25 protein-coding genes are annotated in these 21,487 nt (G+C 51.7%); 14 read left to right on the forward strand and 11 right to left on the reverse strand.

All coding sequences use genetic code 11. The features are described 5' to 3' along the window. Positions 1-64: 64 nt before the first annotated feature. The 9 genes from ftsB (at position 65) to rpoS (ending at position 6,428) form a co-directional block, all read left to right on the forward strand. Positions 65-349, forward strand: coding sequence for a cell division protein FtsB (gene ftsB / locus CCY32_RS06800; protein WP_088329851.1), 285 nt, complete (start codon positions 65-67; stop codon positions 347-349). A gap of 1 nt (position 350) precedes the next feature. Beyond that, positions 351-1,058 (forward strand): 2-C-methyl-D-erythritol 4-phosphate cytidylyltransferase, encoded by a 708-nt coding sequence (gene ispD, locus CCY32_RS06805; RefSeq protein ID WP_088329852.1) that lies wholly within the window; start codon positions 351-353, stop codon positions 1,056-1,058. After that, the gene (ispF, locus tag CCY32_RS06810) at positions 1,055-1,537 is read left to right on the forward strand and encodes a 2-C-methyl-D-erythritol 2,4-cyclodiphosphate synthase (RefSeq protein WP_088329853.1); all 483 of its coding nucleotides are present in this window, start codon (positions 1,055-1,057) and stop codon (positions 1,535-1,537) included. Before ispD ends, ispF begins: the two co-directional genes overlap by 4 nt. Before the next feature lie 6 nt (positions 1,538-1,543). Beyond that, positions 1,544-2,596 (forward strand): tRNA pseudouridine(13) synthase TruD, encoded by a 1,053-nt coding sequence (locus tag CCY32_RS06815; protein ID WP_088330132.1) that lies wholly within the window; start codon positions 1,544-1,546, stop codon positions 2,594-2,596. Next, positions 2,574-3,320 (forward strand): 5'/3'-nucleotidase SurE, encoded by a 747-nt coding sequence (surE, locus tag CCY32_RS06820; protein WP_088329854.1) that lies wholly within the window; start codon positions 2,574-2,576, stop codon positions 3,318-3,320. The genes CCY32_RS06815 and surE overlap by 23 nt, the downstream gene beginning before the upstream one ends. A 26-nt stretch (positions 3,321-3,346) precedes the next feature. Then, complete coding sequence (locus CCY32_RS06825) at positions 3,347-3,997, forward strand: protein-L-isoaspartate(D-aspartate) O-methyltransferase (RefSeq protein WP_088329855.1); 651 nt, start codon at positions 3,347-3,349, stop codon at positions 3,995-3,997. Next, positions 3,994-4,572 carry a YqaA family protein gene (locus tag CCY32_RS06830; protein ID WP_088329856.1) on the forward strand — a complete coding sequence of 193 codons (579 nt, stop codon included), beginning with the start codon at positions 3,994-3,996 and terminating at the stop codon, positions 4,570-4,572. The genes CCY32_RS06825 and CCY32_RS06830 overlap by 4 nt, the downstream gene beginning before the upstream one ends. Positions 4,573-4,655: 83 nt before the next feature. Continuing rightward, a complete protein-coding gene (locus CCY32_RS06835; RefSeq protein WP_348638937.1) occupies positions 4,656-5,387 on the forward strand; it encodes a peptidoglycan DD-metalloendopeptidase family protein in 732 nt (243 codons plus the stop codon). A gap of 66 nt (positions 5,388-5,453) precedes the next feature. Beyond that, positions 5,454-6,428: an RNA polymerase sigma factor RpoS gene (gene rpoS / locus CCY32_RS06840; RefSeq protein ID WP_088329858.1), complete on the forward strand. Its 975-nt coding sequence runs from the start codon at positions 5,454-5,456 to the stop codon at positions 6,426-6,428. Between the two features lie 5 nt (positions 6,429-6,433). Here rpoS and CCY32_RS06845 read toward each other — a convergent pair whose 3' ends face one another. Continuing rightward, on the reverse strand, positions 6,434-6,862 hold the full coding sequence (locus tag CCY32_RS06845; RefSeq protein WP_088329859.1) for a hypothetical protein: 429 nt from the start codon (positions 6,860-6,862) through the stop codon (positions 6,434-6,436). A gap of 261 nt (positions 6,863-7,123) precedes the next feature. Here CCY32_RS06845 and CCY32_RS06850 point away from each other — a divergent pair, with 261 nt between their 5' ends. Then, positions 7,124-7,915: an NF038132 family protein gene (locus CCY32_RS06850; RefSeq protein ID WP_088329860.1), complete on the forward strand. Its 792-nt coding sequence runs from the start codon at positions 7,124-7,126 to the stop codon at positions 7,913-7,915. Positions 7,916-8,126: 211 nt separating this feature from the next. Here CCY32_RS06850 and mazG read toward each other — a convergent pair whose 3' ends face one another. The 7 genes from mazG to CCY32_RS06885 all read right to left on the reverse strand — a co-directional run bounded on the left by mazG (position 8,127) and on the right by CCY32_RS06885 (position 14,860). Continuing rightward, entirely contained in the window at positions 8,127-8,945 is an 819-nt protein-coding gene (gene mazG / locus CCY32_RS06855; RefSeq protein ID WP_348638938.1) for a nucleoside triphosphate pyrophosphohydrolase, read from the reverse strand. A 102-nt stretch (positions 8,946-9,047) separates the two neighbouring features. Beyond that, complete coding sequence (gene relA / locus CCY32_RS06860) at positions 9,048-11,198, reverse strand: GTP diphosphokinase (RefSeq protein ID WP_088329861.1); 2,151 nt, start codon at positions 11,196-11,198, stop codon at positions 9,048-9,050. A gap of 60 nt (positions 11,199-11,258) precedes the next feature. Beyond that, the gene (rlmD, locus tag CCY32_RS06865) at positions 11,259-12,620 is read right to left on the reverse strand and encodes a 23S rRNA (uracil(1939)-C(5))-methyltransferase RlmD (RefSeq protein WP_088329862.1); all 1,362 of its coding nucleotides are present in this window, start codon (positions 12,618-12,620) and stop codon (positions 11,259-11,261) included. A gap of 12 nt (positions 12,621-12,632) precedes the next feature. Further along, a complete protein-coding gene (acpS, locus tag CCY32_RS06870; RefSeq protein WP_088329863.1) occupies positions 12,633-13,010 on the reverse strand; it encodes a holo-ACP synthase in 378 nt (125 codons plus the stop codon). Between the two features lie 84 nt (positions 13,011-13,094). Continuing rightward, positions 13,095-13,826, reverse strand: a complete 732-nt coding sequence (gene pdxJ / locus CCY32_RS06875; protein ID WP_088329864.1) for a pyridoxine 5'-phosphate synthase — start codon at positions 13,824-13,826, stop codon at positions 13,095-13,097. Continuing rightward, a complete protein-coding gene (recO, locus tag CCY32_RS06880) occupies positions 13,823-14,539 on the reverse strand; it encodes a DNA repair protein RecO (RefSeq protein ID WP_088330134.1) in 717 nt (238 codons plus the stop codon). Before recO ends, pdxJ begins: the two co-directional genes overlap by 4 nt. 39 nt (positions 14,540-14,578) lie before the next feature. Further along, positions 14,579-14,860 carry a hypothetical protein gene (locus CCY32_RS06885; RefSeq protein ID WP_088329865.1) on the reverse strand — a complete coding sequence of 94 codons (282 nt, stop codon included), beginning with the start codon at positions 14,858-14,860 and terminating at the stop codon, positions 14,579-14,581. Between the two features lie 89 nt (positions 14,861-14,949). Here CCY32_RS06885 and CCY32_RS06890 point away from each other — a divergent pair, with 89 nt between their 5' ends. Continuing rightward, positions 14,950-15,597, forward strand: coding sequence for a hypothetical protein (locus CCY32_RS06890; protein ID WP_088329866.1), 648 nt, complete (start codon positions 14,950-14,952; stop codon positions 15,595-15,597). Between the two features lie 29 nt (positions 15,598-15,626). On the opposite strand, the gene recJ is transcribed toward CCY32_RS06890, so the two are convergent. The 3 genes from recJ to xerD form a co-directional block, all read right to left on the reverse strand. Then, a complete protein-coding gene (recJ, locus tag CCY32_RS06895) occupies positions 15,627-17,336 on the reverse strand; it encodes a single-stranded-DNA-specific exonuclease RecJ (protein WP_088329867.1) in 1,710 nt (569 codons plus the stop codon). Positions 17,337-17,384: 48 nt separating this feature from the next. After that, positions 17,385-18,104, reverse strand: a complete 720-nt coding sequence (dsbC, locus tag CCY32_RS06900) for a bifunctional protein-disulfide isomerase/oxidoreductase DsbC (RefSeq protein ID WP_088329868.1) — start codon at positions 18,102-18,104, stop codon at positions 17,385-17,387. Between the two features lie 240 nt (positions 18,105-18,344). Then, on the reverse strand, positions 18,345-19,223 hold the full coding sequence (xerD, locus tag CCY32_RS06905) for a site-specific tyrosine recombinase XerD (RefSeq protein ID WP_088330135.1): 879 nt from the start codon (positions 19,221-19,223) through the stop codon (positions 18,345-18,347). 172 nt (positions 19,224-19,395) lie between these two features. Here xerD and fldB point away from each other — a divergent pair, with 172 nt between their 5' ends. From fldB to CCY32_RS06920, 3 genes are read left to right on the forward strand one after another with little or no spacing between them, the layout of a single operon-like run. After that, positions 19,396-19,926, forward strand: coding sequence for a flavodoxin FldB (fldB, locus tag CCY32_RS06910; RefSeq protein ID WP_088329869.1), 531 nt, complete (start codon positions 19,396-19,398; stop codon positions 19,924-19,926). Positions 19,927-19,971: 45 nt separating this feature from the next. After that, entirely contained in the window at positions 19,972-20,682 is a 711-nt protein-coding gene (folM, locus tag CCY32_RS06915) for a dihydromonapterin reductase (RefSeq protein WP_088329870.1), read from the forward strand. Beyond that, on the forward strand, positions 20,682-21,467 hold the full coding sequence (locus tag CCY32_RS06920; protein WP_088329871.1) for a CLCA_X family protein: 786 nt from the start codon (positions 20,682-20,684) through the stop codon (positions 21,465-21,467). Before folM ends, CCY32_RS06920 begins: the two co-directional genes overlap by 1 nt. The last annotated feature ends 20 nt before the right edge of the window (positions 21,468-21,487 follow it).

Raw genomic sequence — 21,487 nt, forward strand, 5'->3', positions numbered from 1 at the left:
ACATTGCGACAATTCCTGCAGTCGGCATAATTGCAAAGATTGAGTCGATAAGAGGTGGTGGCAGATGAAATGGATAAGCCTGGTGTTACTGACACTGCTCTGCCTGCTACAGTATCGCCTATGGTTTGGTAAGAACAGTATTCCTGATTATTGGAAAATGAAACAGGAAATCCAACAGATGCAGGAGCAAAATGCCAATCTGGCACAGCGCAATAATCTGCTCAAAGCCGACATCGAAGATCTCAAAATTGGCCTGGATGCCATTGAAGAGCGTGCCCGCAATGAGTTGGGCATGATTAAAGAAGGTGAAACCTTCTATCGGATTCTGCCTCCAGAGCAACACCCCTGATATGCCAGCCCAAGCCGTCTCCTATACTGCCGTTGTCCCGGGTGCAGGTATTGGTACACGCATGCGTTCATCCGTGCCGAAACAGTATCTGAAACTGGCCGGAAAGACCATTCTCGAACACTGTCTGGAAAACCTGATTACCCATCCGCGCATTGATCGAATCGTTCTCTGTCTGCAGCCACAGGATCCCTGGTTTAAGCAACTCGAACTTACCGATAAAAAATGGCTGACCACGGTAGAAGGCGGCGCACAAAGAGCTGATTCAGTCCTCAATGGTCTGGCTGAGGTAACAGACTCACAGTGGGTGCTGGTACACGATGCCGCGCGCCCCTGTCTACCTCACAAAGACCTCGATATGCTATTAACATTGGCGGACAAAGAGCATGGGGGCATATTGGCCATGCCGGTAAGAGACACCATGAAACGTGCAAACGAGCAGGGCTTAGTGACCCACACTGAGGACCGAAATCACCTCTGGCATGCACTGACCCCCCAGTTTTTTCGTTGCGCAGAGTTAAAGTCGGCACTGACTCAGGCTTTAGCAAAAGGCGTTCAGATTACCGATGAGGCTTCAGCCATTGAATGGGCCGGTGGCCAGGTTCAACTGGTACCCGGTAACCCCTGTAATATAAAAATCACACACCCTGAAGACCTGGCTCTGGCAGAATTCTACTTACAGCACATGACACAACAAAGGGAACAACGATGAATATTCGTATCGGCCATGGCTTTGATGTACATAGATTTGGCGGCACCGGCCCTGTGATCATTGGCGGCGTTGCCATCGACTATGTACAGGGACTGCTGGCGCATTCAGATGGCGACGTGGCGTTACATGCCATCTGCGATGCCTTGCTGGGTGCATTGGCACTGGGCGACATTGGCCGTCACTTTCCTGATACTGATGCAGAGTATGCCGACGCCGACAGCCGGGTTCTGCTGCGCCACGTGTTTTCGCTGGTCAAAGAAAGAGGCTATCAGCTGGGTAATCTGGATATGACACTGATTGCCGAATCACCCAAAATGTCTCCCCACATTGATGCGATGCGTGAAAATATTGCCGCAGATCTTAACGCTCATATCAGTCAGATAAATGCTAAAGCCACCACCACCGAGAAGCTTGGCTTTACCGGGCGTAAAGAAGGTATCGGCTGCCACGCCGTGGTGCTGCTGGAAAAGGTTGAATAAGTGAATCTGGATACTCATCATTGGGCCTACCTGTATGGGCCTCCAAAAAGCCGTGGCATCCTCAAGCAGGAACCGCAGGATTTTATTGTCAAAGAACACCTGGGTTTTGAACCCTGTGGTGAAGGCGAGCACATTTTTGTTTGGCTGCGAAAAACGGGGCTTAACACCGCTTTTGTTGCCGAACAGCTTGCCCGTTTTGTGGGAGTACATCCTCGCGCTGTGACCTTTTCCGGACGCAAGGATAAACATGCCGTCACCGAGCAATGGTTTGGTGTGCACCTTCCGGGCAAACATGAGCCGGTCTGGCGCGATTTCGATCTACCCGGCGCTACGATTCTTGCCAGCAACAGGCACAACAAGAAATTACGTACAGGAACCCACAAAGGTAATCGGTTTGAATTGTGTCTCAGAGACATACAGGCCGACCCATCCCTGGAAGCCCGCCTGGAAAAAGTCAAACTAGGTGTTCCTAACTATTTTGGCGAGCAGCGCTTTGGCATTGCTCAGGGGAATTTGCATCTGGGCATGCGGATGCTGGAAGGAGAGACCATTCGCAACCGCCAGAAGCGCTCCATGGCTATTTCGGCACTGCGCGCCTGGTTGTTCAACCAGACGCTGAGTGAGAGGATTGAGGGAGGCCACTTTGCTAACATGCTGCCAGGCGATATCATGATACTGGCTGGCAGCAACAGCTTTTTTTGTGCACAACAGGTAGAAGAGGCGCTGCTCTGCAGACTCACCCAGGGCGATATTCAGTTATCGGCGCCTCTTTGGGGTGAAGGACAACCAGAAAGCCAGGGCGATGCGCTGCGCTTTGAACAGGAGGTGGCTGACCGTTATGCCACCTTGAGCGCAGGGTTGGCCGGTCTGGGACTCAGGCAGGAAAGGCGGCCATTAAAGTTGTTGCCTGAAGATCTTAGCTGGCAATTGAGCGATGACCAGCTCAAATTATCCTTTAGTTTGCCTCCGGGAGGCTTTGCCACTGCCGTAGTCAGAGAACTGATGATGACAGTCGAACCAACAAAAGGGACGCAACATGCGCATATTACTGAGCAATGATGATGGCGTACACGCAGAAGGGCTCGCTAGCCTCTATCTTGCGCTGTCAGAACAGCACGACGTCACGGTTATTGCACCGGATCGGAACTGTAGCGGCGCCAGCAACGCCTTGTCATTGCAACAGCCCTTGCGTATCCAGAAAATGAAAAGCGGCTTTTATGCGGTCAATGGCACCCCCTCAGATTGTGTGCACCTTGGCATAAACAGCTTCTTAGACGAAGATCCTGAATTAGTCGTCTCGGGCATCAATCATGGTGCCAACCTCGGCGATGATGTGATTTATTCCGGCACCGTAGCGGCGGCAACGGAGGGGCGCTATATGGGCCTGCCGGCCATCGCTGTCTCCCTGTGCAATTATCAGGGTGGGCATTTTGAGACTGCCGCAAAAGTGGTCTGTGAACTGATTCAGCGCATGGCAACTCACCCCTTACCGGCCGATCAGATCCTCAATGTCAACGTGCCGGATCTGACTTACGAACAGCTCAAAGGCATGCAGGTCACCCGACAGGGCAGACGCCATCGGGCCGAGTCCATGGTGCGGGACCAGGATCCCTGGGGCCGTGAAATTTACTGGTATGGCAAAGTAGGACAAGAACAGGATGCCGGGCCAGGTACGGATTTTAACGCGATTGCCAATGGCTATTGCTCTGTCACTCCCCTGAGTGTCGATATGACCGCTTACCAGAGTCTGGATGACATGCAGAGCTGGATTGAAAAACCTTAAAAGAAACCGATAAGAAAAATAACATAATGAGTCATACACAACGTTCACACTCGCGAAAAGGCGAGACGTTAGCCCGCTTGTTACATCAGGAGGGCATTACCAATCAGCAGGTGTTGCAAGCCATCGCGGCGACACCACGGGACGTGTTTTTACCCGATGCGCTGAAACACAAGGCCTATCAGAATACCGCCTTGCCCATCGGCCAGGGACAAACCATCTCTCAGCCCTATATTGTCGCCAGAATGACAGAGCTGTTACTGGAGGCCCCTAATCAGGCTAAGAGCATTCTGGAGATAGGTACAGGTTCCGGTTATCAAACCGCCATTCTCGCGCAACTGTTTGGCAAAGTGTTCAGCGTGGAGCGCATCAAAGCCTTGCAGTATCAGGCCAAGCGCCGTATGCAATCCCTTGATTTACATAATATTTCAATGAAGCACGGTGATGGCTGGGAAGGCTGGGCCAGCAAAGGCCCATTTGATGCCATTATTGTTACTGCAGCCGCCAGCCACATGCCGAGTAAATTGCTTGAACAACTCGCCGATGGCGGCAGGCTGATTATTCCTGTTGGCGACAGCAATCAGCTTTTATACGCCATCACCCGCAACGGTGATGATTTTGAACAAACTCAGGTAGAAGCAGTACGCTTTGTGCCGCTGATCCCCGGAAACATTGTGTGAAAATTTTTGAGTACTGCTATGACAGCGCCATGCGATGGGCACGGCACCGCCATGCGCCGCGATATCTGAGCGCCATGACCTTCGCCGAATCGGTGTTTTTTCCTATTCCGCCCGATGTGATGCTCGCGCCTATGGCGCTGGCTAAACCGGAAAAAGCATGGTTCTATGCCCTGATAACCACGCTGTCTTCAGTGGCAGGCGGCATAGCCGGCTATCTATTAGGATGGTTGGCCTATGATTCATTACTGCAGCCTTTGATTGAACAAATGGGGTATGCGGATAAGGTGGAACGTGCCATTGCCTGGTTCGAACTCTACGGTGTGTGGGTCGTGTTTTTAGCCGGTTTTTCGCCTATTCCCTATAAGGTCTTTACGCTCAGTGCCGGTTTTCTGCAAATGGCCTTCTTACCCTTTGTCCTCGCTTCCACCGTCGGCCGGGCCATGCGCTTTTATCTGGTTGCCGCGTTAATGAGATGGGGCGGTGCGCCGATGGAGGCCAAACTTCGCCAGTATGTCGAAGCAATTGGCTGGGCCATGGTGGTAATGGTCGTTGTGCTGTATTTTGTGTTGAGGTAGCCATGTTTCGCCGGGCTGCTTTTCTGTCTGTCCTGATCATGCTTGTAAGCGGCTGTGGTTCACGCACAACCCCGGCACCGGTTATGGAGTTAAGCCAGCCCAAATCCTTCAGTCAGTTTCAACAAGATGGGCAGACTGATGAGTATAGAGTGCAACGTGGTGACACGCTCTTTTCCATTGCATGGTACTCAGGAAATGATTACCGGGATTTGGCCCGTATCAATAACCTGCAAGCCCCTTATAGAATCTACCCTGGACAGCAATTACGCCTCACAGAAGCAGAAAAAATCCCGTCTAAACCGATACAACAGACAACTGGTCAGACCTCAAAAATAAATACAAATCAGACAGTTGACCCTCCGAAAAAGCAGGCGTATGGTAAATCTAAAGCTGCTCAAAAGAGCAGCAGTTCCTCCGCCAGGAATGTGTTTCCTGAGCGCGTTGAACAGTGGCTTTGGCCCGCAGAAGGAAAGCTGGTCGGGCGATTTTCACTGAAGGAACATGGTAATAAAGGAATAGACATTGCTAACGCGCGTGGTACGTCCATTTTGGCGTCAGCGGCGGGTAAAGTGGTTTACACTGGCAATGCATTAAGAGGGTTTGGCAATCTGGTGATCATTAAACACACCGATGCCTATCTTACGGCTTACGCCCACAATCAGGATATTCTCGTCAAAGAGCAAGACTGGATTAAGGCGGGCCAACAAATTGCGACAATGGGAGATAGTGGTACGTCGCGGGTTATGCTTCATTTTGAAGTGCGCTATAAGGGCAAATCCGTCGATCCACTGAGGTTTCTTCCTGACAGAAAATAACAATAAATAAGAATAAAAACGAAAGGAGAGCGATAAACCAACCTACAACTTGCTGGAGATACTGTCATGGGTCAAAAGAAACTGAAAGATGCAGACCTGACTGAAGAAATTGAAGACGTTATCGAATCTGATATAGAAGATGCCGATAACGATGTCGACCCAATGGAAGAAATCCTGGCGAATCAGGATGATACCCCTAGAAACCTGGATGCCACCCAACTTTACCTCGGCGAAATAGGTTTTTCTCCCCTGCTCAGCGCTGAAGAAGAAGTTTACTTTGCACGCCGCGCTCTCAAAGGTGATGAAGCCTCAAGAAAACGGATGATCGTCAGCAACCTGCGTCTGGTGGTAAAAATTGCCCGCCGCTACAATAATCGGGGTCTCGCCCTGCTGGATCTCATCGAAGAAGGTAATCTGGGACTGATCCGCGCTGTCGAAAAATTTGATCCTGAACGAGGCTTTCGCTTCTCTACCTATGCCACCTGGTGGATACGCCAGACCATTGAACGGGCGATCATGAATCAGACCCGCACCATCAGGCTGCCGATTCATGTGGTCAAAGAACTCAATGTCTATTTGCGCGCAGCCCGGGAACTGGCGCAGAAACTCGATCATGAGCCAACTGCCGAAGAGATTGCCGCCGCACTGGAAAGGCCGGTAGAAGACATTACCAAAATGCTGAGACTGAACGAGCGTATCAGTTCTGTGGATACGCCAATTGGTAGTGATAATGACAAAGCCCTGCTGGATATTATCGCCGATGAAAAAGGTCATGGGCCGGAGGCCGACCTGCAGGACAAGGATATGAAGAGCAGCATTATTCACTGGCTGCATGAACTCAATCCAAAACAGCGGGAAGTCCTTGCCAGACGTTTCGGTCTGATGGGTTATGAACCCTCTACCCTGGAAGATGTGGGCGCGGAAATTGGTCTGACCCGTGAACGTGTTCGTCAGATACAGGTAGAGGCCTTACGCCGGCTACGGGATATGCTTGGCCATCAGGGACTCAACCTTGAGTCTTTATTCAGCAAAGACTACTGATAGCCTCATAACACGTCTTCTGCCAGCAACAACAGCTTACCCAGCCCCTGTTCTTTGAACAGGGTGAGGGTAACCTGGTAGGGATCAGGCTGAAACCACTGATAATCCAACGCCTTTCTGTCCGGTAAAAAATTGTGCACCTTAGCCGGCTTCCCCAACAATGCGATCACTTCGGCTTCTGACATCCCTGCACGCAGGGGAATATCGAGACATTGCAATATCTGTGTGGTCTTATGGGGAGGGAGATTAAGTAAGTCCAGACTTATCAGGCGAGTGTCACTGGGTGACACTTTACTGCGCAGAAACTCGGTGGCGCCGACCGCCTCACCCAGCCATTCGCGGCCCATAAACTGCCAGCTATCAAATTCCTCTACAGATTCTGGTGCTAAAAAATGAGACAACCTCAGTCTGGCAAAGTCACGATGGCTTATCACAACAGATCCTTTTATCGATGTGCCACTGATGCAGGTACCCCCTGCTATTACTAGCCTATTCCACTCTCGTCAAAACACAAACTTCCTGTTAACACTTCTTCAAAAAAGTGTCATATAAATTTACACTTTATGACACGGATGACACAGATAATTTCATATCTTATTGTTTTAAAAGCATAAACAATAATGGCACGGTTTAAGCTACCTGAGCATACAACGAGCAATTTGTTACTACATGTAATGTACTGAGGGAATAAACTAATGAAATTGTCAAATTTGCTAAAAATATCCGCACTCGGCATGGCCGCCGTGCTGACCGCAACCCCCGCTTCCGCCATCCTGCTAAGTGGCTGGACTGGCACAGGTAACTCCGGCACCTTGGGCGCCGATGGTGTTGTGACTCTTTCTCCTTACGGAGACAGCCAGTACGGTTATGTCAGCACCAACGGTGGCGTTACTGGTGTAGGTTTGCCAGGTGTAGGCGGCACAGGCAACGCTACGGATGGTTCGGTGATCACCTCTCCTATTTTTGCCGCAGAGTCAGGTGATGCCCTGGAGTTCTACTTTAACTATGTTACCTCCGATGGTGCAGGGTATGCCGATTATGCCTGGGCGCGGCTTCTGGATGCAGCGTCTAACGAAGTGGCGCTACTTTTTACCGCCAGAACCCGCAGCGATGGTGGCGATACCGTACCCGGATTTAGCATGCCAGCTCCCACAGCCACACTGACTCCGGGCAGCACCCCTATTATTGGCGGTGCACCAACCTGGTCTCCTTTAGGTAGTGAGTCAGGTAGTTGCTACGACACTGGTTGCGGTTACACTGGCTGGATACAGGCAGCTTATAATATTGGCTCGGCTGGAAACTACCGCCTGGAAATCGGTGTTGTTAACTGGAATGACAGTGCCTTTGACAGCGGGATGGCCTTTGACGGAGCCACCATTGCCGGTACGGTAATCGGTGAACCTACTGACATACCTACCCCTGCGCCACTGGCCTTGTTGGGCCTGGGTTTGATGAGCCTGTGGCTGTCACGCCGTCACACCCGCTAACATAGACTTATATTCTCCAATTAAAAAGCGCTCTTACTGAGCGCTTTTTTATGTCCAGGGATGGACGGTATGCCGAAGTGGTAAGGAACTTTCTACGGCGATGCCCAGGGACTGAAAACGCCCGGAAAATGCAATGCGGTTTCAATTAAATGCGCTAAACCAAAGAGACTAGGTTTTCAGGAGTCTACTCTTTCGCGATGCCAGTGCACCGCTAATCAGCCTTGTCTGCCTGCTTGACTTGCTGCCATACTGTTTCCATCTGCTCTAAGGTAGATTGCTCAAGGGATGTGTCTGATTCAGCAAAGTGTTGTTCCACGGCCCGAAAGCGTCTCTCGAATTTATTATTGGCGGCTCGCAGTAAGGTTTCAGGATCTTTTTTTAGCTTACGGGCCAGATTGACCGTGGCAAACAGCAGGTCGCCAACTTCTTCTTCCAGCGCCTGCTGATTAATTTGCGGTTGATTAAGTTCCTGCTGTACTTCGAGGATTTCTTCCTGAATCTTAGCAAACACACCCTGTGTGTCGGGCCAGTCGAAACCTACATTGGCGCAACGTTTTTGGATCTTAGCGGCGCGGGTCAGTGACGGCAGGGCCTGTGGAATATTATCCAGTACACTGCTATTGCCTGTGGATTTTTGCGCTCTTTCTCTCGCTTTTTCGGCCTCCCAGTTAGCTTTAACCTCCTGTTCAGTAAAGACTTTCTCGCCAAACACATGGGGATGGCGGCGGATCAGTTTTTCCGCCATCGTGGCGGCTATATCCTCAAAATCAAACAACGCCTGCTCCTTGCCCAGTTTGGCGTAAAAAACCACCTGAAATAGCAGATCGCCGAGTTCCTCACGAATCTCCTCCGGGGTACCGGTTTCAATAGCATCAGCCACTTCATAGGCTTCTTCCAAGGTAAAGGGCACAATGGTTTTAAAGCTTTGCCTTAAATCCCAGGGGCAACCGTCGTCAGGGTCGCGGAGTTTATCCATCACCCACAAAAGCTTATCGAGATTTGGGTAATTTTGATCATTAATAATGGTCACATGGGTTCCTTTTTTCTGTGAAGTGTCCAAACGTATTAGTGAGGTGAGAGAAGTCAGGGGTGAACGAATCCCCCACCTCACTCCTGACTCTTTACTAACAAACTAGTACTCCGTGCGACGAACTTCGCTCACGCCATTAATCTGTTTTAAACGACTGACCACCCTGGACAAACTGTTCAGATCACGTACTTCCAGTTTGAGACTAATGCGGGCGGTATGATCCTTATTATTACTCAGGCTGTTCACGCCTAATAACCCCACCTTGTCGTTTGCCAACACGGTAGTGATATCCCGCAATATTCCGTCTCTATCAGCACAGCGTATCTCCAGCTCAGATTCAAAGGCGGCACTGCGCTCATTGGCCCAATGTACTTCGATAGCGCGCTCAGGATGGGTCTCCATCAGGTGCAAGAGTTGGTCACAGTCTTCGCGGTGCACACTGACACCGCGCCCCTGAGTAATAAAGCCCTGAATCGCATCGCCTGGCAAAGGTTGGCAACACTTAGCCAGCTGACTCATCAGATTCCCCACGCCCTCTACGACCACAGCGTCTTTGGCCACACTGTGTTTAGGCCGCTTCTTGATACGCGGGTCCAGCTCTGGCGCGGGTGCATGCAACTGCTGAAGATAATGCACCACCTGATACAAACGAACATCTCCACCCCCGATGGCAGCGTACAGATCGTCCACGCTGGTGAGATTGAACTTAGCACAGGCCTGTGCAGCGTCTTTAAGGGCAATATGGTTGCGCTGCAGTTCTTTCTCCAGACTCTCTTTGCCGGCTTGCAGATTCTTGTCTCTGTCCTGTTTCTTAAACCAGGTATGAATCTTGGCTCTCGCACGGTTTGAATGAACATACCCCAGTTGTGGATTCATCCAGTCCCGGCTGGGGTTCAGAGCCTTGCCTGTGAGGATCTCCACTTGATCGCCGGTCTGTAGCTGATAGGTAAAAGGTACGATGCGGCCAAATACTTTCGCGCCAATACAGCGGTGACCCACATTGCTGTGAATATAGTAAGCGAAATCCAGTGGCGTGGAGCCCAATGGCAGATCCACCACATCCCCTTTAGGCGTAAACACATACACCCGGTCATCAAACACCTGACTGCGAAGCTCTTCCACCAGGTCGCCGGATTCGGCCATTTCCTCCTGCCACAACAGGATCTTACGCAGCCAGTTTATTTTATCTTCGTAGCCACTTCTTCCACCCGGACTACCCTCTTTGTATTTCCAGTGCGCCGCCACGCCCAGCTCGGCGTCCTGATGCATCTGCTGGGTACGAATCTGAATCTCAACCGCCTTCCCTTCTGGCCCTACGACCACGGTATGAATGGACTGATAACCGTTAGGTTTTGGTGTGGCGATATAATCATCAAATTCGCGGGGAATATGCTTCCAATTCGCATGCACGATACCCAGGGCGCCGTAACAATCCTGCAGCCGCTCGGCAATAATTCTGACGGCGCGGATATCAAACAACTGCTCGAAACCCAGATGCTTTTTCTGCATCTTCTTCCAGATGCTGTAGATGTGTTTGGGGCGACCATAGACTTCTGCACGAATCTGCTGTTCATTGAGCTGACCTTGCAGGTTAGTCACAAAGTCATCGATATACTGCTCGCGATCCTCGCGTTTTTCATCCAGCAATCCAGCGATCTGTCGGTAGGTTTTAGGGTGCAGATAGCGAAAAGAGAGATCTTCCAGTTCCCATTTCAGCTGACCAATGCCTAAACGGTTTGCCAATGGCGCATAAATGCCGGCACACTCTTTGGCCACCAGCACCCGGGTTTCCTCGTCAGCATCTTTCACTTCCCGTAAGGTACAGATTCGCTCGGCCAGTTTAATCACTACCGCCCGCACATCTTCCACCATCGCCAGTAGCATGCGTCGTAGATTATCTATCTGCACTTCATCGGTGCGGGCCTGCTTATTATTGTGCAGGGCTCGGATGGCATCCATTCGCCGCACACCTTGTACCAGCATCCAGATAGCCGGGCCAAAGGCATCGGTAATCTTTTGCTCATCCCAGTTCTGTTGTTCAAACAAAGGTAACAGTAAGGCTGTCTGCAAGGTTTCATCGTCCATGTGCAGTTCATGGAGAATCTCCACCATCTCGCGTCCGGCCATTGAGACGTCAAACTTTTCAGCCAGCCCGCCTAGCTTGCCTGCTGTGGCCGCCGGTAAATGCATTGAACGAAGCCAGTCAGGAAAAGGGGTCGCTGCCTGTTTATGTACCTTGCGAATGGAAACCATGTCATCTCAATATGTCGTTATCAGTGTACGTGCCCCGAAAAAACGGGGTGAAAAGAAAAATCAGCACCCGCTGCGCGCAAACAATGCCATAAGCTCAGTATGGGCAGTGTTAGGAAACATATCCATCAGGCCTATTTTATCTACCCGCCAACGGTTCTCAACCAACATCGCCGCATCCCGCGTGAACGTTGCGGGATTACAGGAAACATACAAGATTTGCGCCGGGTTTAATTGTTGCAGCCATGACGTTATAGCGCTGGCTCCTGCCCTGGCCGGGTCAAGAAGCACTTTATCCACCTGTCCGATCTCAGACACCAGACGTTTTAGCTCTTTTTCATCACTCAGATCAGCCTGTATAAATGCAGCGCTCAGACTATTGCGATGGGCGTTATCCTGGGCCTGTTCAACCATAGCCTGGCTACCCTCAATGCCGATAACCTGCGCGCCCCGACTGGCCATAGGCAAAGCGAAGTTTCCAACACCGCAAAATAAGTCCAGTACCTTATCCTCAGCCCGAATATCCAGCCAGTTCATAGCCTGATTGACCATAGCCTGGTTGATGTGATGATTGACCTGAATAAAATCGGTAGGCCTGAATGCCAGGCTCAGATGAGGCTCTGGTGCGTAGGTCGCGTCCACCTCCTCGCCGGCAATCGCGTCCAGCTCTCCTTCGGCCTTTTGCAACAGTATGCTGCAGTGTTGCTGCCGGGAAAATTCCTGCAAGGTCAGGCGGTCAGCTTCAGGTAAAGGTTGTGTCATTCGCAGGCATAACTGCAACTGGTTGTCCGCATCCACCATACTGATGTGCCCCAGATGACGCACGGATACCAAGCCTTTCACCAACTTGCGCAGCGCCGGTAAAACCGCCTGCAACGGATCAGTCAGCACCTGACACGCGTGAATATCAACCACAGTATCAGATTGTCTGGCCCGAAAACCGATGCGCACCGATGAGTGAGCAGCTTTGTCCTTACCCGCTCCCCGGCGCGCGTCTACCGCCAGCCGGACTTTACGGCGATATGCCTGCGACTTGTCATACAGCGGTGCCTGCCAATTCAGTGCATCTATGCCTGCGGCTTTTTGCAACAGCTCTGCAACCGCTTCTTGCTTATAGTTCAGCAGGGGTAACTGACCAACATGCTGATGCTGGCAGCCTCCACATTCACCAAAATAGGGACAAAATGGATCGATTCTTTCAGGGCTTGCCTGAATCACCTTGTGTGTTTGTGCCTGCCAGAAACGCTTTTTGCGCGCCTGCACCCTGGCCATCACCACTTCACCGGGCAAGGCGCCTTCGACAAACACTACCGGCTGGTGACTGCGGCTGACACCATTGCCATGATGATCCAACGCATCAACCTTAAGCTTCAGGTCTTTGGCCGGCGTCGCTTTTTTGCGCGCAGCCTTGTAAATTTGCACCATGGTAGTGACTCCTTACTTTTCCAGCACCACCGTCGCCATGGCATAGTGCTGCTCATCGGCAATACTGATAAAGGTGCCACTCAGCATCCACTGCTGCGACAGTTGCTCTAAATAACCGGAGAAATGTAGATAGGGCTTGCCACTGTCGTAGTGACGAATTTCCATTTGCCGAAAACTCACCCCATTGCCAATACCGGTACCAAAGGCTTTCACCGTAGCTTCTTTCGCCGCAAAACGCTTGGCCAGAAAACGCGCCTGAAACGCGTGTGTACGCCACTCAGCCAGTTCTGCCTCGGTCAGAACACGCTCGGCCAGCCTTGATGATTTTTGCAACTGCCCCTCTATGCGACTGATTTCGACAATGTCGGTACCAATTCCGATAATCGCCATGTCAGGCTCCGCTATGACAAGAAGGAGGAAATCTGACGTCGTGCATCCGTGGCTTTTTCGTCCTCAGTTCAAAGGCCATTTCCCTCACCATCTGGCTTCCAGCATCAGGCGTTTCATATCGGCAACGGCCTTTGCCAAACCATCGAAAGCGGCACGGGCAATAATGGCATGACCAATGTTCAGCTCCACCAGTTCGGGTAAGGCCGCAATGGGTTTAACATTATGGTAATGCAGACCATGACCTGCATTGACTTTCAAACCCAGGCTATGGGCATAGGTGACCCCTTTGGCAATACGCGCCAGTTCCTGCTCTTTCATTTCTTCAGATGGAGCGTCCGCATAAGCACCGGTATGGATCTCGACATAGGTGGCGCCGGCTTTGGCACTGGCCTCAATTTGTCGCAGATCGGCATCGATAAACAATGACACCTCAATATCGGCCGCCATTAAACGCTCGCAGGCGTCCTTGATGCGGGCACCGGCCCCCGTCACATCCAGGCCGCCCTCGGTTGTCAGCTCCTCGCGTTTTTCTGGTACCAGGCAACAGAACTGCGGCCTTATCCGCTCCGCGATACTGAGCATCTCTTCCGTGACGGCCATCTCAAGATTCATGCGCGTTTGCAGGGTCTGACTGAGCAGTTCAACGTCACGGTCACGAATATGGCGACGGTCTTCTCTCAGGTGGACAGTGATCCCGTCGGCACCGGCGCCCTCAGCAATCTGAGCTGCATGTACGGGGTCCGGATAGGTGGTGCCACGGGCATTGCGCAGGGTAGCAATATGGTCAATATTGACACCGAGTAAAATATCTTTCACTGACTGAACTCCTGAATAGGTTGTAAAAAAAGTTCCCGGCTCTTAAGGGGCTTGTCGCCCAGTAAAGGTTTCAACGCCATGCGGGTCAGACGCTTCGCCGCTTTTAACGACTGTGGGTGCCAGTGTGCCTGAGCCATGTCCAGTAACACCTCGCCGCTGAAGCTATGCTGGGGTACATAGCGCCCCTTATGGGCAATCAGCCCCAGTTGTGGCGAATACTGATACACGCCTGTCTGCTCTATGGGCTCGCCGCTATCACCGGTATGGCTCAGGGGTATACCGTAGCCCAGTTCCTGCAACAGCAACAATTCATATTCGCGCAGTATGGGTTCGATATCGGCTTTCGCCGCCAGTCCCTGCAAGCTCATGGTATAAGCCTGATAAAGGATATCAAAGGGCATATCCGGTGGTAAAAGCCGCAGCAGCAGCTCATTGAGGTACATGGCGCAATACAGGTGATTGCCCAGCAGGGAAAACCCCTTCCCCGCTGATTCCAGGTGGCGCAGCGTCTTCAGTTCATGGCGCCCGGCAACACTCAGTTGCAAGGGCAGAAAGGGCTGAACCAGGCTGCCCCTTGCTGATTTACTGTTACGTACGCCTTTGGCCACAACCCGCAACTTACCCTGTTCCAGGGTAAACACGTCCACCAGGAAACTGGTTTCCCGGTAAGCCCGCCGGTGCAATACGTAACCATTTTGGAAAAGGGTGTTCAATCGCAAAACCACTGCCAATCCGTCATCTTTTACTCCAGTTCAGGACTGACGGATCCTGACGATCTTCATATATTCAAATTCCATCCCGGCGACAATCTCCGTTTCCGAATAATAGGTAATGTTGACCCTGGCACCCTGCAAGCTGCGATAACGCTTTTTGCGCTTAAAACGAAAGGGCACGTCATGACCTTCGAGCATCAGCGTATTCACCAGCCAGTCGTCATCTTCCCGCTGCACATGGGATATCACCTTCATCTGCTCAGAATGAGTCAGATTGGGATGTTGTTCCAGCAGCTGCTTGGTTTTGTCTTTTTTGGCCATGCTCTTATCCGAATCTGTTAGCGGCTTGCATTTACACGCGTCTGTCTCTAGTCTGACAGACCAGATAAACACAGGAAAGCGCTATCCACATGCATTATATCTCGTTGCTGTTGGCGGTGTTGCTGCTCACGGGCTGTAACGACAGCAACGGGCCATCACAATCACAACTGAGGCTGACTAAAGTACACCAACAGGCGCAGGCATATCTTGATCAGGCTAAGATAACCCTGAGCCCACAGGTCATGCAAAACCCCGCAGGTCATGTTCAGACCATCTTTACCGCCCACCACCTTGTCATTGAAGCCAGACAAGTATACCGCAAAGCTGAAGTTTTTGGACTTGAACTGCCAGCAATCTCCGAGTTTGAGAACAAACTGGCCAGCTTAAACCCGGCTCTGGCAGAACAGGTTCTGACACTGATGAGCGAACTCATGCAACGGACACTGGTATTGCGTGAGAAAGTACAGAAAATACGCAATGCCGAATCAGGAGTGGGCAAGGTCTCAGGAGCTGAGTCGATTAAACGGTTGTCGAGACTGTACAATGAAGAGGTACAACAGTGCTGCCTCAAAGAAACCTACAGCATTATCGAAATCCTGCATGAGCAACAGCCTGAGACTTACAAAGGTATTGTCAGGCTCGGCATGGGTGCCACCGACGACATGGTGAAAATCTTACAGGATAAAGACCATGCTACCGTTTTTGCACAAAAAATCTCCCGCCTCCGTTCTGCCTGACACCCACCGCGGCTTCCGGTTCACGTGTCTCAGCCTGCGGGTGCGAGATCCTCAACCAGCAATTGCAACGACACCCTGCCGCGGAAATAATTGATGTCCAGACGATAAGCCAGCTGAACATGTTTAACCCGGGCGCTGGGCCACTGCGCCAGATCCACATTGAAGGCGATGGCATCAATCAGTTTTCCGCCCGGTTCCCGCACCATCATTTTCAGGTGTTTACTGCCCACCAGACGCTGATCCACCAGCTCAAATTCACCATCGAACAAGGGCTCTTCAAATCCCTGTCCCCATGGGCCACCCTCTTTAAGCAGTTGGGCAAAGTCCAGAGACAGCTCCTCAGAAGACAATGCTCCATCGGTGATAATTTCCCCTTCCAGCGCATGACCTTCAAGCCACTCTGCGGCCACCTGCGAGAATACCGTTTCGAACGCAGCTAAGTTGTCGACTTTAAGTGACAACCCTGCGGCCATGGCATGGCCGCCAAACTTATCAATCACATTAGGGTAGCGGCTGTTTACTTCCTCCAGCAGATCGCGAATATGCAATCCCGGAATTGAGCGCGCGGAGCCTTTGAGGGAAGCCTCATCCTGATGGGCGAAGGCAATGGTCGGACGGAAGTAACGCTCTTTAATACGCCCGGCCAGAATACCAATCACGCCCTGATGCCAGTCGGGTTGGTACAACACCAGCGCACTGGGAAGTTGTTGCTCATTAAAGCTAAGTTGCTGCAAGGTTTTCAGCGCTTCTTCCTGCATCCCTGACTCGATTTCCCGGCGTTCACGGTTGAGGTTATCAAGCTGCACCGCCATCTGCCGGGCTGTACCCTGGTCCTTTGCCAGCAGGCACTCTATGCCCATGGCCATATCATCCAGTCTCCCGGCAGCATTTAATCGTGGGCCCACAACAAAACCGAGATCACTGGCCTGAATTCGCGTGGGATCACGGCCTGCCACCTCTAACATGGCCTGTATACCAGGACGACAGCGGCCATGGCGGATACGCTGCAATCCCTGGTACACCAGAATACGATTATTCCCATCCAGCTTTACCACATCGGCCACAGTACCCAACGCCACCAAATCCAGAAAATCGGCAGGGTTGGGCGTCGCCAGCCCCTGCTGCTGCAACTGCCGGCACAAGGCCAGCATCAGGTAGAAGGCAACGCCCACACCGGCAAGATTCTTGGAGGGAAAGCCGCAATCAGAAAGATTCGGGTTAACGATCGCATCGGCCTCAGGCAGCTGTGTTGCGGGCAGGTGGTGGTCTGTAATGAGCAGCTTTAACCCCAGCTCTCTGGCGCGTCTGGCTCCGTCCAGACAGGCAATGCCGTTGTCCACAGTAAGCAGCAACTGCGCCTGCTGCTGGTGCGCCAAATCCACAATCTCCGGGCTCAGGCCATAACCAAAGTCAAAGCGATTGGGCACCAGATAATCCACATGGGTGAAGCCCATGCTTTGCAGCGCCAGCATACACAATGCAGTACTGGTGGCCCCGTCGGCATCAAAATCACCGATAATCGTAATTCTGGTCTGCTGTTCACGGGCCTCCAGTAACAAGGCGACGGCAGTATCAATACCCTTTAGCTCACGGTAATGGGCCAGATTTGAGGTCTGACGCTGCAATGCTGCTTCACCTTGTATGCCACGACTGGCATAAATTTTTCGCAAACGCGGTGGTATCGCACTACTGCCATCCAGCCATTGTCCTTCTGGCCTGGCTTTAAGCTTGAGCGTCATTTCAATCGGATTGTCTGATGATAAGGTTATTTAACCGGTACCCGGACATCAGGAGCTGATGTCCTGCAAAATTTTAAGCAGCTCCGCGGGAGGCTGGTATCCGGGGATCATGTTGCCATTGCTCAGTACAATTGCCGGGGTGCCTTGTACGCCAACCTGCTGGCCAAAGTTATAGTGAGCACTGACATTATTCTTACAGCTCTTGTTACTGATATCGTCACCGGCTTTTGCGGCAGTCATCGCCTTCTTGGGATTGTCGGCACACCACACCGACACCAGCTCCTTAAAACCGCCGCTACTGACGCCGCCGCGCGGAAACGCCAGATAACGCACACTGATGCCTTTCTCGTTATAGCTGTCTATCTGCGAATGCAGCTTACGACAATAGCCGCAGGTGGTATCGGTAAACACCGTAACCTGATATTTCTCGTCATCGGCCTTAAATTCAATCATTGAATCTGAAAAAGTATCGATCCCCTGCAGACGCACTGCCGACAAGGCCTCTTCCGTTTCATTCTGCAGCCCTTTGTCCAGGTTAAAGACTTTGCCGTGCACCAGGTAAGTGCCATCTTCAGAGATATAGAACAAGCCTCTGTTGGTCATTGCCTGTAATAAACCGGGAACCGGAGACGGCGTCACCTCGATAACAGACAGCCCAATACTGTCGGTAATTTTGGCGCGGATATCAGCATAATCCTGCTGCGCCTGTGCATGAAACGACAAGGACGCCAACAGAGCGATAAGGATGATAGAAAACATTCTGAGCATAAAAAAATCCGAATAAAGAGGTGATGAACTATCAGACCTGCCAACGCAGGAAATCATTACAGCGACACATTGTAAACGCTGGCTCCCCAGGATACCAACCACAACAGGATAAAGCGCCTCAATACTGCGCCGATAGACTGAGCAGAAGCAAACCGCCAACCTGCTTCCACTCGATGTCATCGCGCCGGTGATGCCTTCCTTTGCCCTGTCCGCTGCCGCGGAGCACCGTGTTGAAGGGGCCTAGCCCCGCGGGTGGTGCTCATCAATCAGACTTTGCAGCCGCTGTGTCGCCACATGGGTGTAAATCTGTGTTGTCGAGAGGTCAGCATGGCCGAGCAACATCTGCACCACACGTAAATCTGCACCATGGTTTAACAGGTGGGTGGCAAATGCATGACGCAGCGTATGGGGAGAAAGGTTCTGCTCAATGCCGGCCCTGACCGCATAATGGCGAATACGATGCCAGAACGTCTGGCGTGTCATCTGGCGGCCGCGGCTCGAAGGAAACAGCACATCACTTTGTTGTTTGAGTAACATGCCCCGGCCTGCACGCAGGTATTCCTGGATCCAGCTCAGTGCTTCTTCGCCCAGAGGCACCAGGCGCTCCTTATTACCTTTACCGGTAATACGCACCACGCCCTGCACCGTGCTCAATTGCCCCAGGCGCAAGCCAACCAGCTCGGAAACCCGCAACCCGGTGGCATATAACACCTCCAACATGGCCTTATCACGCAGCTGTATCGGATCGCCGGTATCGGGCTCGTCCAACAATGCTTCCACCTGATGCTCACTTAACGTCTTCGGTAAAAATTTTCCCAGTTTGGGATTTTGCAGCAGTGCCAGCGGATCCTCTTCGCGCATTCCCTGCGTAATATGGTATTTCACCAACGCCCGCAGACTGGACAAAAAGCGCGCCGTGCTGCGCTCTGACAGCCCTTGATCATAGCGATCGGCCAGGTAGTGCTGAAGTTGCTGCAAATTGAAGCTGTCCAGGCCAACACGCTGTTGACTCAGATGAAGACAGAAGCGGCTCAAATCACTGCGATACGCTGACAGAGTGTTATCACTGAGCCCTTTTTCCAGCCACAGGGTATCGATAAAGCCGTCCACGAGTGCCATGTTGTGGCGATGTGTGGCCTCGTTATCAGTGTGCTTGTCAGTGTTGTTAGCCAATGGATATCTGCTGAGTCAGTTTACCTCTATGCTAACACCCCCAGTAACAAACCGGCACTGGATCTCACCTGTTTAAGCAAGCACAATAGGCGCAACGTTTGTTAACCATGCTCACTTTATGACCCAAGCCAGTGCCAGAATTGGTCTTTTTTATGGTTCCAGCACCTGCTACACGGAGATGGCGGGGGAAAAAATTCGCGATGCCCTCGGCGAAGAACTGGTAGATATGCACAATATCAAGGATGTGCCCCTCAAAGAAGCGGAGCACTACGACATACTCATTTTCGGCATTTCCACCTGGGACTTTGGTGAACTTCAGGAAGACTGGGAATCAAAATGGGAAGACATACGCCATCTTAATTTAAGCGGCAAAATAGTGGCCCTGTATGGTCTTGGTGATCAGATTGGTTACACCGACTGGTTTCAGGATGCACTGGGAATGTTGCATGATGAACTGGTACTGCTGGGCTGCCATATCGTTGGATATTGGCCCAACCAGGGGTATGAGTTTGCTGCATCAAAAGCGCTGACCGAGGACGGCAGTCATTTTGTGGGCCTGTCTCTTGATGATGAAAATCAGTATGACCTGAGTGATGAGCGCATCGAAAAATGGGTCGGGCAGATACTCGATGAGATGCAACAACTGTGAACCATACTCCAATAGTGGACGTAGGTTTTTTATTTAAAGCAAATTATGTCTGATTCCAGCGAAGTGATTCTGATCACCGGTGCCGCCCAGCGTATCGGCCTGTATTGTGCCAAAGCCCTGAACCGCAGCGATTACAAAATTGTCATCAGTTACCGTAGCACAAGGCCGGTGATTGACGCTCTTGAAGAAAAAGGCATTGATTGTATTCAGGCTGACTTTGCTACCACTGGGGGGGTGGAGAGCTTTATTGAGGAGGTGCGGGGTCGCTACTCCCACCTGCGCGCTATCATTCACAATGCCTCTGACTGGAAGCCAGATAGTCCGTCACAACAGGCGCAAATTTTCGAGCAAATGATGGCCGTGCATGCCAAAGCGCCGATGCTGATTAACCAGCAGCTGGCGCCGTTACTCAAGGGGGAAAAGGCAGACATCATTCACCTCACCGACTATGTGGCCAGCACTGGCAGCAATAAACATATGGCTTATGCCGCTTCCAAGGCGGCGCTGGAGAACCTGACTCTGTCGTTTGCCCGCCTGCTCGCCCCGAAAGTTAAAGTCAACGCCATTGCCCCGGCACTGATTTGCTTTAACGACAATGACGATGAAAGCTATCGTCACAACGCGTTGCAAAAATCCTTGATGGCGATTGCACCCGGCGAGCAGGAGGTGCTCAAAACCATCACCTGGTTAATGGAGTCAGATTATGTCACCGGGCGCATTATTGCCCTGGATGGTGGCCGTCACCTCAAGTTCTGATGACGCAGACCCGGCTCCATCGCCCCTACTTCCGTAACGGCCCGAACCACAGAGATGGTGAGGACGTAAGTTTTGCTGACATCAACCGCGTGTTTGGTTTTCGCGCCGTCACCATCGGTAAATGGGTGACGCGCAGTGAACAACAGCTGGCTGCCAATCTGTTTTTCGATGCGTTTTGTGATTTGATGCTGATACTTTCGGTACCTGAGACCGTAATATCCCTTAATGGCCAGCTTTCACTGAGCTTTGGCAGCGGTGGAAACAAGTACGCCAGTGCTCACTATGATGCCCGTACCCGCACTTTGGCACTGGCCAAGAATGCCGGTGGTGGTGCACTGGCCCATGAGTGGTTCCACGCCTTTGACCACTATATCTGCCCGCGGGTGTTTGAGCAGGTGGGCCGCACTGATTTTGCCTCAGCCAGTTGGCTGGAAAAAACACCACTGCTAGACCACCCACTTAACCAGCGGTTGGCAAAGTGGTTTAAGCTATTGTTTCTTACCGATGACGGTGAGCATGGCAACGCCTACCTTCAACAGGCGGTCAGCATTGACAAGCAAATGAACAGTTTCTATTTCGCTCAGCCACAGGAACTTGCGGCTCGGGCTTTTGAGGCCATAGTGCAACATCAGCAGTTGAAGAATGCCTTTTTGGTGCAAGGCACCAAACAAAGTCAGGAAGCCCTCATGGGTCTCTACCCTGAAGATGCGCACCTGCTGACACTACAGAGCATCCTTTTTGAATATTTTTATCTGCTTGGCCGCGCCCTGGATGGGCGCAGCTGAATTAATGGCGAGGGAGAATA

Origin of the sequence: Lacimicrobium sp. SS2-24, assembly GCF_002201535.1 — a bacterium.
In the GTDB taxonomy this organism is placed as follows: domain Bacteria; phylum Pseudomonadota; class Gammaproteobacteria; order Enterobacterales; family Alteromonadaceae; genus Lacimicrobium.